At 51.9% G+C, this 14,028-nt stretch carries 12 protein-coding genes; 4 read left to right on the top strand and 8 right to left on the bottom strand.

Going from position 1 to position 14,028, the window contains the following annotated elements:
• Positions 1 to 14 precede the first annotated feature (14 nt).
• The 3 genes from aldA to hrpA all read right to left on the bottom strand — a co-directional run bounded on the left by aldA (position 15) and on the right by hrpA (position 6,474).
• Positions 15 to 1,454 (bottom strand): aldehyde dehydrogenase, encoded by a 1,440-nt coding sequence (gene aldA / locus FDX19_RS04720; protein ID WP_137381776.1) that lies wholly within the window; start codon positions 1,452 to 1,454, stop codon positions 15 to 17.
• A 199-nt stretch (positions 1,455 to 1,653) separates the two neighbouring features.
• A complete protein-coding gene (locus FDX19_RS04715; protein WP_137381775.1) occupies positions 1,654 to 2,445 on the bottom strand; it encodes a YdcF family protein in 792 nt (263 codons plus the stop codon).
• 126 nt (positions 2,446 to 2,571) lie between these two features.
• Positions 2,572 to 6,474 (bottom strand): ATP-dependent RNA helicase HrpA, encoded by a 3,903-nt coding sequence (hrpA, locus tag FDX19_RS04710; protein WP_137381774.1) that lies wholly within the window; start codon positions 6,472 to 6,474, stop codon positions 2,572 to 2,574.
• 201 nt (positions 6,475 to 6,675) lie between these two features.
• On the opposite strand from hrpA, the gene azoR reads away from it, so the two are divergent.
• On the top strand, positions 6,676 to 7,281 hold the full coding sequence (gene azoR / locus FDX19_RS04705) for an FMN-dependent NADH-azoreductase (RefSeq protein ID WP_005126702.1): 606 nt from the start codon (positions 6,676 to 6,678) through the stop codon (positions 7,279 to 7,281).
• Between the two features lie 34 nt (positions 7,282 to 7,315).
• Here azoR and FDX19_RS04700 read toward each other — a convergent pair whose 3' ends face one another.
• The 4 genes from FDX19_RS04700 to FDX19_RS04685 all read right to left on the bottom strand — a co-directional run bounded on the left by FDX19_RS04700 (position 7,316) and on the right by FDX19_RS04685 (position 10,787).
• Positions 7,316 to 7,495, bottom strand: a complete 180-nt coding sequence (locus FDX19_RS04700) for a hypothetical protein (protein WP_121584690.1) — start codon at positions 7,493 to 7,495, stop codon at positions 7,316 to 7,318.
• Between the two features lie 130 nt (positions 7,496 to 7,625).
• Positions 7,626 to 7,952 (bottom strand): YdbL family protein, encoded by a 327-nt coding sequence (locus tag FDX19_RS04695; RefSeq protein WP_137381773.1) that lies wholly within the window; start codon positions 7,950 to 7,952, stop codon positions 7,626 to 7,628.
• A 7-nt stretch (positions 7,953 to 7,959) separates the two neighbouring features.
• Complete coding sequence (locus tag FDX19_RS04690; protein WP_137381772.1) at positions 7,960 to 8,151, bottom strand: YnbE family lipoprotein; 192 nt, start codon at positions 8,149 to 8,151, stop codon at positions 7,960 to 7,962.
• Positions 8,148 to 10,787, bottom strand: a complete 2,640-nt coding sequence (locus FDX19_RS04685; RefSeq protein ID WP_137381771.1) for a YdbH family protein — start codon at positions 10,785 to 10,787, stop codon at positions 8,148 to 8,150. The genes FDX19_RS04690 and FDX19_RS04685 overlap by 4 nt, the downstream gene beginning before the upstream one ends.
• A gap of 298 nt (positions 10,788 to 11,085) precedes the next feature.
• On the opposite strand from FDX19_RS04685, the gene FDX19_RS04680 reads away from it, so the two are divergent.
• The 3 genes from FDX19_RS04680 (at position 11,086) to hslJ (ending at position 13,675) form a co-directional block, all read left to right on the top strand.
• On the top strand, positions 11,086 to 11,901 hold the full coding sequence (locus FDX19_RS04680) for an APH(3')-I family aminoglycoside O-phosphotransferase (RefSeq protein ID WP_137381770.1): 816 nt from the start codon (positions 11,086 to 11,088) through the stop codon (positions 11,899 to 11,901).
• 252 nt (positions 11,902 to 12,153) lie between these two features.
• Positions 12,154 to 13,143, top strand: a complete 990-nt coding sequence (locus FDX19_RS04675; protein WP_137381769.1) for a 2-hydroxyacid dehydrogenase — start codon at positions 12,154 to 12,156, stop codon at positions 13,141 to 13,143.
• 112 nt (positions 13,144 to 13,255) lie between these two features.
• A complete protein-coding gene (hslJ, locus tag FDX19_RS04670) occupies positions 13,256 to 13,675 on the top strand; it encodes a heat shock protein HslJ (protein ID WP_048211553.1) in 420 nt (139 codons plus the stop codon).
• 13 nt (positions 13,676 to 13,688) lie between these two features.
• Here the strand turns inward: hslJ and FDX19_RS04665 are convergent, their stop codons facing one another.
• Positions 13,689 to 13,955, bottom strand: a complete 267-nt coding sequence (locus FDX19_RS04665) for a DUF333 domain-containing protein (protein ID WP_003020360.1) — start codon at positions 13,953 to 13,955, stop codon at positions 13,689 to 13,691.
• Positions 13,956 to 14,028 lie beyond the last annotated feature (73 nt).

The following is a 14,028-nucleotide window of genomic DNA, read 5'->3' as shown; positions in this document are numbered from 1 at the left end:
TCGGCGTTTCAGTATCAGGACTGCAGATAAACCACCTGCGTTTGCAGATATTCATGCAGGCCATGCTTACCGTCTGCGCCGCCAATTCCTGACTTACGCCATCCCGCATGGAACCCCTGCATCGCCTCGAAATTTTCGCGATTAATATAGGTTTCGCCAAACTTCAGCCCTTTAATCGCCTTCATCGCCGTATTCAGGTTTTGCGTGTAAATCGACGAAGTCAGCCCATAGTCGCTGTCATTGGCCATCGTCAGCGCCTCTTCCAGCGTATCAAACGCTACCACCGGCAGCACCGGACCAAACGTCTCTTCGTGCATAATCGCCATCTCCTGACGCACGTCTAACAGCAACGTCGGCGGGTAGTAATAGCCTTTGCCAGCAACGGCCTTACCGCCTAGCGCTACCCTGGCCCCCTCCTGCACTGCGCGCGCCACTTTCTGTTCCACACGTTCCAGCGCAGCCGCATTAATGAGCGGCCCCATCGCGATGTCATTACGCTCGGCCGGATTGCCAAACTGGACGGCTTTCATTGCCTCGCCCAGACGATTCACAAACTGGTCATAGATACCTTTCTGGACATACACGCGTTCGGCACAGTTGCACACCTGACCGGTGTTAATCACCCGCGAGTCAACAATTGCCTTCACGGCCAGCTCAAGATCGGCATCATCCATGACGATTGCCGGCGCTTTACCACCCAACTCCAGACATACCTTTGTGATATTTTTCGCTGCCGCAGCCATGATTTTCTCGCCCGCCACAACGCTGCCGGTCATGCTCACCATCGCTACTTTGGGGTTCCCGGCAAGTTCCTGACCGACCGTTTCACCGCGTCCAAGCACCAGGTTAAATACCCCACGCGGCAGACCAATATCATCAACAATCTTGGCAAAGGCGATCGCATTATTCGGCGTGAATTCGCTGGGTTTAATCACAATGGTATTACCCGTCAGCAAAGCTGGCGCCAGTTTGCGGGCAATCAGGAAAAACGGAAAGTTCCACGGCAGAATACCGGTTGTTACACCTAACGCACGCTTAAACAGCAGGATATTCTCACCCGGACGATCGCTTTGCAGGATTTCACCTTCGTAACGCCGTGCCCACTCCGCCATATAATCGATGTAGTCGGCGGTAAACGAGACTTCGACCTCGGCCAGCTGTTGGATCTTCCCGCCCTCAGCCACAATCAGCGCACTGATTTCACTGGCGCGTTGACGTATGCCCGCAGAAATTTTGCGTAGCCAGTTTGCACGTTCAATTGCAGGTAGCGCCTCCCATGCCGGCTGGGCACGCTCCGCGGCATCAATCGCTTTACGTGCATCTTCAGCGCGTCCATCGGGAATACGCGAGATCAGCGCTTCGGTCGCTGGATTGACGACATCAATCCAGGCATCGTCGTGCCAGGTCACAAACTGCCCATCAATATACATAGGATGTTGTACGGGTACTGACATGCGCTTCTCCTGTGATTGATTTGTTTTTAACAAGTAAAACTATTGTTAATTAATACCAATCATGCATGGCGCATTACTGCTGGAATTGTCGTTCTGTGAGCCGCTTCATAAAAGCGTCTGGTAATGTCATGGCGAAGGGAAAAAACAGGCAGGATTTATGCCCGTTTGCGACAAAACATGCACAAACGGGCGGCAGAAATTACAGCGATCGGCTCGCCAGCAGGTCAGTCAGCGCCGTATCGTTTTGCAGATGCAGCCATGCTTCCTCAACATTCTGCGGGATATCAACATGGGCGATAAAATCACGACCGCGAGGGCCATAGCCGCTTGCATCATCACGTAGTCTCGGCAATTCGCCGGTAATCAGCGAAAGATAGCGATCCACAGACCACAGCCCCTCCGCAGTCGGTGCGAAATCCACACCGCCGTTCTGTAGAGTCAACTCAGGGATAAAACCAGGAAAGCTCAACCAGCGCGGCGCCTGCAGATCATCACGGGTTACACGCTGGAATGTCGCCATCGTGCGGCGTTGCATTGTTGGGTCCTGCACCACAATGATCGTGCGAATATTTTCTGTCGCCTGGTTCAGTAAGGCACAGCTAAAGCGTGCATTCTCACCGCAGTTTGTTGACTGATCTTCCACCCAAATCGTCTCACCCGGAATTTGCCAGAACTGGTGCGCGATATCAGCCAGGATCGCCGCCTCTGCTCGTCCGCTGGTGCGGATGATGTTATAGCGCGGATGTTGAGCAATCGCGCTATACAGAAACGTTGTGGAATGGCCTATTCCCCCGCTGATCAGCAAGGGAATTTGATGTTCTTTCGCTATCTGGCAGGCCGCATCGATAGTCGGGATCACCGCATTCCCCGCCAGAACCACACAGTCTGCCTGAATAGCGGCGTGGTCCACAAAATCGCTCTGCGCTAACCATTGTCCTACGGTATTTATTGCCGCAAGGGTAGGCGCGGAAAGTGTTGGAAACTGTCTCATGTTCGTGACTCCTGGTCTTTGTTCTGTAGACCGGCGTAGGCCTAATAAGCGCAGCACCAGCAGGCACCGCGCCTTACCTCACCGGATGGCGGCGTCGCCTTATCCGGCCTACGGCACCACCACGCGTTAGCCTGAAATCTGCTCCATCGCCTGCAGAATACGTTTATCCGAGATGGGATATGGCGTGCCGAGCTGCTGGGCAAAGTAGCTGACTCGCAGCTCTTCTATCATCCAGCGGATCTCTTTGACATCATCATCTTCACGCCGCGCAGGCGGCAGTTTATTGAACCACTGCTGCCAGGCCTGCTGCACGCTATCCACTTTCAGCATCTGCGCCCGATCGCGGTGCGGATCAATCGCCAGTTTCTCCAGCCGTTTTTCAATGGCCTGCAAATAACGCAACGTATCGCCCAGACGTTTGAAACCGTTGCCGGTGACAAATCCACGGTACACCAGCCCGCCCATTTGCGATTTGATATCCGAAAGCCCCAGCGCCATGGTCATATCCACACGCCCTTTCAGACGTTTGTTGATGTTAAATACCGCCGTCAGGATCTGTTCGACCTGCTTCGCAATATCGACCACCGTGTCATTCAGCTCAGCCCGCACTTTTTCGTGCAACGCCGCAAAGCCCTCTTCCGTCCACACCGGGCCGCCGTGAGCGTCGATAAGTCTATCCACACCGCAGGAAATACAGTCGTCAATCAAATCCAGCACTTTGCCATACGGGTTAAAATACAGCCCCAGCTTCGCTTTGTTGGGCAGCTTCTCGTGTAAATATTTGATTGGTGATGGAATATTCAGCAGCAACAGACGGCGTAAACCGCACCACATCGCCTGCTGTTGCTCCAGCGGATTATCAAACAGTTTGATGGCAACGCTGTCTCGTTCATCCACCAGCGCTGGCCACGCTTTCACTTTATAGTTGCCGCGTTTTTGCTCGTAACTTTCCGGCAGTTGACCAAAGCTCCAGATGTGCAGACCGCTCTGTTCGATACCATCATCGGCCACCGCAGACAGCGTTTCCTGGACTTTACCCTTCAACGCATCTTTCAGATCCTGCAGTGAGCGTCCTTCCTGCAGCTTTTTGTTCTTATCGTCGACCACCCGGAACGTTATTTTCAGATGATCGGGCACCTGATCCCAGTGCCAGTCTTCACGGTCAACGGTGACGCCGGTCATCCGGCGCAGTTCACGCTCCAGCGAATCCAGCAGCGGCAGTTCCAGCGGCGTCACACGACCTAAAAATGCTTCAGCATAGTTCGGTGCCGGTACAAAGTTACGTCGTACCGGTTTTGGCAGTGATTTAATCAGCGCGATCACCAGTTCACGACGCAGCCCCGGGATTTGCCATTCAAAACCGCTCTCTTCAACCTGGTTTAGTAACGGCAGCGGAATATGCACGGTCACGCCATCCGCATCAGCGCCGGGTTCAAACTGGTAGCTTAACCGCAGTTTAAGATTGCCCTGATGCCAGAAGTTCGGGTAATCCAGCTTGCTGATTTTCTCCGCGCCCTCTTTGATAAGCATGCTCTTTTCAAAGTTGAGCAGATCCGGTGTCTCACGGCTGACCCTCTTCCACCAGCTATCAAAGTGGCGGGCGGAAACCACATCATGGCTGATGCGCTGGTCGTAAAATTCAAACAGCGTCTCATCATCGACCAGAATATCGCGACGACGCGATTTATGCTCCAGCTCTTCCACTTCCGCACGCAGCTTGAGGTTGTCACGGAAAAACGCATGCCGCGTCTGCCAGTCACCTTCCACCAATGCATGGCGAATAAACAGTTCACGCGATAGTGCAGGATCGATCTGGCTGTAGTTCACCTTACGGGCGGCAACAATCGGTAAGCCGTAAACAGTGACTTTTTCTGTCGCCATCACCGCCCCCTGGGCACGCTCCCAATGCGGTTCACTGTACGAACGTTTCATCAGATGCTGGGCAACCGGCTCCACCCACTCGGGATCGATTCGCGCGGCAATGCGCCCCCACAAACGGCTGGTTTCCACCAACTCTGCAACCATTGTCCACTTCGGCGGTTTTTTGAATAAACCGGAACCTGGGAAGATCGAGAAACGGGCATTACGCGCACCGGTAAATTCCTGTTTATCCGCATCTTTCATCCCGATATGCGACAGTAAACCGGTCAGCAGCGCGACGTGGATTTCCCGGTATTCAGCTGGTTCGCTGTTAACCGGGATCCCTAACTCTTTCACGACCTGACGCAGCTGCGTGTAGATATCCTGCCATTCGCGCACGCGCAGATAGTTAAGGAAATCAACCTTACACTGACGGCGGAACTGGTTCGACGACAGCGCCTTTTGTTGCTCGCCGAGGTAATTCCACAAATTTACAAATGCAAGGAAATCAGACTCTTTGTCGTGGAAGCGGCGGTGTTTTTCGTCGGAAGCCTGTTGCTTATCCATAGGACGTTCACGCGGGTCCTGAATGGACAGCGCCGAGGTAATGATCATCGCCTCACGGACGCAGCCATGTTTCTGCGCTTCCAGCACCATACGCGCCAGACGTGGGTCCACTGGCAATTGCGACAACTGACGGCCCAACGGCGTCAGTTTGTAAGCGGTTTGCTGCTCGTCGGTGGTAATCGCCCCCAGCTCTTCGAGCAGGCGCACACCATCCTGAATATTGCGTTTATCCGGGGCTTCAACAAACGGGAATGCCGCAATATCCCCCAGACCCAGCGCCGTCATTTGCAGAATAACCGACGCCAGATTGGTACGTAGAATTTCCGGATCGGTAAACTCCGGGCGCGACAGGAAATCATCTTCTGAATAGAGACGAATACAGATCCCTTCCGATACACGACCACAGCGACCTTTACGCTGGTTCGCAGAAGCCTGCGACACCGGTTCAATCGGCAAGCGCTGCACTTTGGTACGGTAGCTGTAACGGCTGATACGCGCCGTTCCTGGGTCAATCACATACTTGATGCCAGGTACGGTCAGCGACGTTTCCGCCACGTTGGTCGCCAGCACGATACGGCGACCGCTGTGCGACTGAAACACGCGGTTCTGCTCGCTGTTGGAGAGACGGGCGTACAGCGGCAAGACTTCGGTATGACGTAAATCCAGTTTGTTCAGTGCATCAGCGGTATCGCGAATTTCACGTTCACCACTCATGAAGATCAGAATGTCACCCTGGCTTTCGCGTCCCAGTTCATCAACGGCATCGAAAATTGCCTGCAACTGGTCGCGTTCGGTGTCATCCGCGTCTTCAACAATCGGGCGATAGCGTACTTCTACTGGATACGTTCGACCGGAGACTTCGATAATTGGCGCGTTATTGAAATGCTTTGAAAAACGCTCCGGATCGATAGTCGCCGAGGTGATGATAATTTTCAGATCTGGACGGCGCGGCAGAAGCTCTTTCAGATAGCCAAGCAGAAAGTCGATGTTCAGACTGCGTTCGTGCGCTTCATCGATGATGATGGTGTCGTACTGCATCAGCATCCGATCCTGCTGGATTTCCGCCAGCAGAATACCGTCCGTCATCAGCTTAACCATGGTGTTATCGCTGACATGATCGCTAAAGCGGACTTTATAGCCGATACAGCCACCCGGCTCAGTGTGTAGCTCTTCAGCAATACGGTTAGCGACGGTACGCGCCGCCAGACGACGCGGCTGGGTGTGGCCGATCAGCCCCTTCACCCCTCGCCCCAGCTCCATACAAATTTTTGGTAGCTGGGTGGTTTTACCTGAACCGGTTTCCCCGGCAACTATCACCACCTGATGGTCGCGAATAGCTTCCAGAATATCCTGTTTTTTCTGGCTGACAGGCAGGTTTTCCGGGTAGGTAATTGTCGGTCGAGCGGCTTCACGCAGCCCAACCTTACCGGCTGCCTGGTCAATCTCTTTTGCCATCTCCTGGTAAATGGCCTGTTGTGCATCAGGATTTTTAACCTTCTTCACGCCATGCAGGCGACGAGAAAAACGCTGTCTGTCGCGCAGCATCAGCGATTCCAGCTGTTGCTGCAGGATGTTGAAGGTTAATTTTTGTTGTTCTGTCATAGCGTTAGAGGGCAGTGCTCTGCCAGGTTAAATCTCTTGTAGATGATGGGTATAGAGTACCACATCGGCGCTTTTCATGTGTTGTTCAATAATTTCGAACATAGGATTCGATATATTGCGCTATCACTGCGGCAGGATTGTGAATAAAGTGTCAACAAGCAACGGGGCACATCCCCTTCAAACACATAAAAGGAAACACCCATGAGCAAGGTATTAGTTCTCAAATCCAGTATTCTGGCAGGGTACTCTCAGTCTGGTCAGTTGTCTGATTATTTTGTTGAACAGTGGCGTGAAAAGCACTCTGCTGACGAAATCACCGTCCGTGACCTGGCTGCAAATCCTGTTCCGGTACTGGATGGCGAACTGGTGGGTGCGATGCGCCCGAGCGATACCCCGCTGACGCCACGTCAACAAGAAGCACTGGCGCTGTCTGATGAGCTGATCGCTGAGCTGAAAGCGCATGATGTGATTGTTATCGCCGCGCCGATGTATAACTTCAACATCCCAACGCAGCTGAAAAACTACTTCGACCTGATTGCCCGTGCTGGCGTAACCTTCCGTTACACCGAGAAAGGCCCGGAAGGTCTGGTAACCGGAAAACGTGCTATCGTGCTGACCAGCCGTGGTGGTATCCATAAAGATACGCCGACCGACCTGATCACCCCGTATCTGAATGTGTTCCTGGGCTTTATCGGCATCACCGATGTGAACGTCGTCTTCGCGGAAGGTATTGCTTACGGTCCGGAAGTGGCATCTAAAGCACAGTCCGATGCAAAAGCGGCAATCGACAGCGTCGTCGCTGCCTGATGATTGACCCTCTCACCATCCGGTGGGAGGGTACTTACTTCTTTGCCTGCTTCCCGTGAATGCGATTAATATCACGCCAGATGGTTGCATAATCCCTGCACTTCGCCAGATTCTCTTCCCAGCAATGCAGTAAAAATTGTTCCGGCTCCGCGACATCCCGGCTTAACAGCTTGAATACCCAACGATTCCAGACATACCACTTAAAAAGCCACATGATTTCACTCCAGTGACGCTACCGGAGGGGAACTATATCAACATCGATATCATGCCGTGTGGCAACTATTGCGATGTCGATGAATAATTCAAGTGAATGCAATACTTGTCAGCGTCGGCTCAGAAATGAATTATTCTTTCCTTAACCATTTGCCATTTATGCCCTGTACGTACTCACCGGGTTTGGCGCGAGCGACCAGTTTTTGCCCGGCCATTTTTGCCACTTCATCTGGCGGAATATTATTGCTTTCAGCCAGTTGTTGATAACTGGCGTTGCGCGCTTTATTAATCTCATTCACCAGCGCCTGCGTTTCAGCATCCGTTTTCAGCGCGACAAGATAGCCGTTGAGCGTTTCACCTACCCGCCCCTGGGTTCTGGCTTCATTCAGCGTCAATGCCCATACGTTGCCGCTCAAAAAACTTAACGCCACCAGGATCGCTACAAGCTGTTTTTTCATCGTGACCTCAGAACAGATCGCTGCGCGATTTCAGTAAACTCTCGACGTCTTTATCCACTTTGATATGGATTTCGTGCTCGATTTTGACGTTCATATTGATAGTGATGGGCTCTTTAGGCGCAGCCACTTCGATTCTGGGGGTACACCCCACCAGCAGAGATGACGCAAGCAGGCCCAGCATGGCAGCTATCATTTTCATTGTTGTTCCTCACATTCCTTGCCTTCCGGGCAATGGGTTTCTGGCAGCGCCGCATTTTGCTCAAGCCATGCCTGTAAATTGTCACCAAAACGCAAACTGCGCCATAACGTAAATACGTTTTCCTCATGGGTGTAATTCAAATTAACGGTACCCACTTTGCCATCCACCCGGCTATTCCCCGTGACGTTTGACTGCATAGTTAAAACACCCAGGTTATCCAGATTTATTTTCGTCCAGGAATGCGTTATTTCCATATAACGTAACCAGTTGATCGCCGCGCCGGCTGCCATGTTATCTTTGACAACGGCATCCGCGGTGTCTTTATCAATACGTAACGTCATTGGTCCTGGGTTGGTCAACCACCCGTCTTTGATGATCCACTTTTCATTATTCAGCCATAACGGTAACGCACCGCTGACCGGACCCGACATCGCAAACTGCTTCGGATTTACCGCACTGATGAGTTCGCTGGAGGAGATATTCTGCACCCGTAACAATGCCGGATCGTGCTGCGGCATACGCAGTTGTTGCATAACCACTTTGCCACCCAGCAGTTCGGCGCTGACATCGCTTAACAGTAGCGGATTGTCCTCACTCCAGGGATATCCGCCCTGCAGATCGGCGGTGATGTTTGTCGCAGCAACCTGATTCACAACTTCCGCAATACGTAATGACACCGGCCCCCGCGTACCCAGTTGCCATGCGCCTTCACTAAAACGAAACGGCAGCACAAAATCGACACCGTTAATTTGGTTATCAGGCATCCAGGCACTGCCCCCTTTCAGTACGCCGTGCCCCCCCGCCTCAAAGCCCTGCTCCGGCGCGGCAGAGAATGCCACCTGCGCATACAGTTCACCTTCGCGCAGATTCATTTTCCAGTCCGGTGGTACCAATGGCTGGAAAACGCTGAGTGATTGTTTTGGCCACCAGGCCTGGCCACGCAGGCGGACCCCATCCCAGCGTCCATTCAACTGTACCGGACCCATTGCCCCGGCATGAAGTTGACCTTTAAACTGGAAAATCGTCGGATCGGTCCCTTCGACGCTGAACTTCAGCGTTGAAGGGGGTAAGACGCTGCCCCCACTAAAGAGCGTATTTCCGGCATCGAGCGAAAGCGCACCGCTAAACGTCGGTTTTTCGGCATCTCGGACCCACACGATCGGCGCATCCATCACCAGACGCGGGTTTTCCACCTTCATGGTGCCGTATTGCAGATGATCAAATCCGGTCGAGAGGTCGAAAAGTCTCAGGGTGTTGTCATGCCACTCCCCTTTGCCCGCGACATCCCAACTCGCATGCATCGGTGTAAAACTGCCTTTGCCCCAATACCGCCACTGCCAACGACCGGCATCAGGAAGAAAATCATTTGCCAGACCATCAAGGTGTAACTCAAAGCCCCCCATCTGGTTCTCATGCGCGCGTAAAATGGCCTGTAGCCGCCCATCCACACCGCGCTGTGTCACTTTAACGCCAGCCAATGGCCAGCGAATTTCGTCAATATCAAGTGAGTCGATGACTCGGCCACGCGAACGCAGCAATGCTCCAGGTTCAAACGCCAATTGCGGATCGTTCAGGCTGCCGGTGAGGCTTGCAGGTAACATGGCGTAGAAAATCAGATCGCCTTGTTTGGCTTCACCGGTCAACTGCAGCGGCATTTCGCTGTTATCCATGTTGAGCTTGCCGGGCCCCAGGGTTAACACCGCATTCCCTTTGCCAGCTTCACCTTGCGTCAGAATATTCAGACGCCCACTCACCACGGCATTTTCCAGGCCGGCCTGCCAGTTTTCGACTTTCACCCCCAGACGCCCGCTTAACGGGAACCCCTGATAAGGCCAGTTCCAGCGACCGTCACTGATAGTCAGTTGCTGACGCGTTATTTCCCATGGCAGATCGAGAAGCGGATCGGCCGCATCCCGTGCCATCACGATCAGTTGTCCGCTATTTTCTTGCCATTCCAGCTCCGCATCCACCAGCGTGGGTTCCTGCGGTAAACTGAGCGTTGCAACCGCATGCCCGCTCACAGGCAGTCCGTCAGGAACCAGCGGCATCGTAAATTCCCCAACCAGTTTTACCGGCGGTTGCCCTTCAAATGCCGCAACGTCCAGTTCATTTACCGTCAGATTTTGTCCATGCAGGCGCCCCTGGAATTTAACCTTTTCCCCCTGGTAGCGAAGCTGCTGAATAGACGATGTTAACGAAAGTGACAGTTTGCCCTGCCACTCCTGCCATGGAGAGAGAATAACGTTATCGATGTTAATCCAGGTATTGGGCAGCATCGATTGCCATTCCGCCAACGTTTTAGGCGCGACGGGTGAGGGTTGCGTCTGAGGCAGTTTGGCCAGGCAAGCAGAATCCACTTCAATCGTCTTGACGTTCAACAACCAACGACTCGGGTGCGACAGTTCGGCCTGAGTAATACGTGCTAACGGGCAATCATCGACCAGATAACGAAGTTCCGGGATATACAGTCCGTGTCGGGTCAGCCGTGGGCTCTCATCAAGCGCGATACGCGTGCCTACCGGTAACCAGACACCCACCAGCGTAGGCACCCACAAACCGAGTGTCATCAGCAGCGTCAGCGGCATGAGAATCAATAATAAGAGGAGTGCCAGAACGGCTTTATATTTACCCTTCATGGGTAGTTAATATCCTGATTTAGCGAAAATTTAAGCCGGTTTAGGCTTGTATTGTGGCATGTTTAACTAAACATGCCCACATTAAGAATAGATGCTCCCGAAAGATATGTCGTTTTTATAGAACGCAGATCAGTCACAAAGAAACTGATAAATCAATAAGATGGAGATTAATTACATCCGTTCAGGACTGTTATGACAGCGATGCGTCAATCAATACCTTACATTGCAAAATGATAGGTTTACAGTGAGTGCGATTAGAATGCTCTGCTGTGCGTCTGTTGCCAAACAAAGGGGTTGTATGAATCATTCGCAAAGAGAAACGCTATGCGCCAGTCTGCCGTTAAACCCACTGCTGGACGCTGAGCTGACAGGTTATCAATGGGCGCGGAATAATGTCGGTCTGTCCGGGGCGGCAATTTATCACTTATATGGCAAGGCTGATGCGCCAGAGTTATTTCTAAAGCATGGCAAAGGCACCGTTGCAAATGATATCACCGATGAAATGGTCAGACTCAACTGGCTGCAGGCCTATATGCCTCTGCCCGCCATCAATCATTTTAGCCGTACGGCTGATGAAGCGTGGCTTCTGACAACAGCAATCAGTGGAAAAACCGCTTTTCAGATGCTGGAAGACTATCCTGATGACCGTGGCGATATTGTTGATGCGCTGGCAGTATTCCTGCGTCGATTACATGCCATTCCAGTCAGCCACTGCCCTTTTAACAGCGACTACCCGTTTCGTCTCTCATTAGCCCATACACGAATGGTCAACGGTCTGGTAGATACCGATGATTTTGATGATGAACGTCATGACTGGTCTGCTGGACAAGTCTGGGATGCAATGCATACCCTTTTGCCATTTCCACCCGATCCCGTTGTGACGCATGGCGACTTCTCGCTTGATAACCTTATTTTTGCTGACGGCCGCGTGATGGGTTGTATTGACGTTGGTCGGGTTGGCATTGCCGATCGTTACCAGGACCTTGCGATCCTCTGGAGTTGTCTCGGGGAATTTTCACGGTCTTTACAGCAACGACTTTTTCAAACGTATGGCATTTCCCACCCAGACAGTAACAAAGTGCAGTTTCATTTGATGCTCGATGAGTTTTTTTAAACGCTACGTCTGCAATGTGGGGTCGTACCGTATGTCCGTACCTGACTCCGCCTGCATGGGCAAAAAAACAACCAAAAGCCGCATGCAGTCTGACATGAGTGAAATCAGTTGTTGAAATTAAAGAACCTGCCCACACTAACAACAGATGCGCTGGAATTTTTCATTACGTCTTTGACTGTCAATAATTTTTTATATTTTGTAGAATAATTTGAATTGGATTAATGTGACGTCAAAATCACTGGAGAAAGTCTTATGAAACTCGCCATCTATAGTACAAAACAGTACGACAAGAAGTATCTGCAGCAGGTTAACGAGGCTTTTGGTTTTGAACTTGAATTTTTTGACTTTCTGTTGACGGAAAAGACGGCAAAAACAGCCCACGGTTGCGAAGCCGTGTGTATCTTCGTGAATGACGATGGCAGCCGCCCTGTTCTGGAAGAGCTGAAAAAGCACGGTGTGAAATACATTGCGCTGCGCTGCGCCGGGTTCAATAACGTCGATCTGGACGCCGCGAAAGAGTTGGGCTTGCAGGTTGTACGTGTTCCTGCCTATTCACCTGAAGCCGTCGCCGAACATGCAATCGGTATGATGATGACGCTGAACCGCCGTATCCATCGTGCTTATCAGCGTACTCGTGACGCCAACTTCTCACTTGAAGGTCTGACGGGTTTCACCATGTACGGCAAAACTGCCGGAGTGATTGGTACAGGTAAAATCGGTATTGCTGCACTGCGGATCCTGAAAGGGTTTGGTATGCGCCTGCTGGCGTTTGATCCGTATCCCAGCGCCGCCGCCCTTGAGTTAGGGGTTGAATATGTCGATCTTAAAACACTGTTTGCGGAGTCGGATGTTATTTCCCTGCACTGCCCGTTAACACCGGAAAATTATCATCTGCTCAATCACGAAGCCTTTGAGCAAATGAAAAATGGCGTGATGGTCATCAACACCAGCCGTGGTGCGCTGATTGATTCTCAGGCAGCAATCGACGCGCTGAAAAACCAGAAAATCGGTTCCCTGGGAATGGACGTGTATGAAAATGAACGCGACCTGTTCTTTGAAGATAAGTCCAATGACGTGATTCAGGATGATGTGTTCCGTCGTTTGTCAGCCTGCCATAACGTCCTGTTCACCGGGCATCAGGCATTCCTGACTGCCGAAGCGTTGACCAGCATTTCTGAAACAACCTTGCAGAATCTGGCTCAAATCGCCAAAGGCGAAACCTGCCCGAACGCCCTCTTCTAATCATTCCGCTCCCCTGCCCTCAGGGGAGCACTTTCAGATAATCCCCGATGATAAATCTGGCGATATCATTATTATCATGAATGTGATCCCGTCACGAACGTAGAGAAAGTTAATGAAGAAAATTGTCACGCTGATTGCGCTCAGCATGCTTATGGCTGGCTGTGTGAGCAATGGAAAAATTTCCGTCAATCGCGAACAGTTACAGCACCACCGTTTTGTTTTACAGAGCGTCAATGGCAAGCCGGTAACCGTCGCCAATAACCCACCTGAATTAAGTTTCGGTGAAAATATGACGGTGTCGGGAAAAATGTGTAATCAGTTCCACGGTCAGGGCAAGCTGTCCGACGGTGAATTAAAAGTGAAAGACATGGCAATGACGCGCATGATGTGCGCCGATCCACAGCTTAACGCGCTCGACGGCATCGTCAGCGAGATGTTTAAGCAAGGCGCACAGGTCGATCTGACTGCTGACCAGTTAACACTGGCTACGGCAGAACAAACGTTGACGTTTAAACTGGCGGATTTAATGTAGTAAAAGCAGTGGCTCAATAATTCCCACAGCTTCCGGCGGCAAGCGACTGCTCGCTACAGCGTTTGCCGTTGGGTAATGCACACATCCCGATGGCAGAACCATCCAGTTGACGAGCAACGGATAGCGAACCGCCAATCATGGCACAGTTGGCTTCTCCGGAACTGGACATTGCAGCCTTCATGCCCGGTGCAACGTGTGCGGCCGTTGCCTGCTGAACAGGTTCACTACTGCAAGCCGATAATAATAACGCGGCACACCCTACCCAAAACGCTGCGCGCATCTTACTCCCCTCTGAATATTAACCAAACGACACAGCCATAAATAATAGGCAGCGGAAACACTGCCGTCGAGAG

Origin of the sequence: Citrobacter sp. wls619, from assembly GCF_005281345.1 — a bacterium.
In the GTDB taxonomy this organism is placed as follows: Bacteria; Pseudomonadota; Gammaproteobacteria; order Enterobacterales; family Enterobacteriaceae; genus Citrobacter.
The sequence above is the reverse complement of the archived record's forward strand: the minus strand, read 5'-3'. Positions and strand labels throughout refer to the sequence as shown.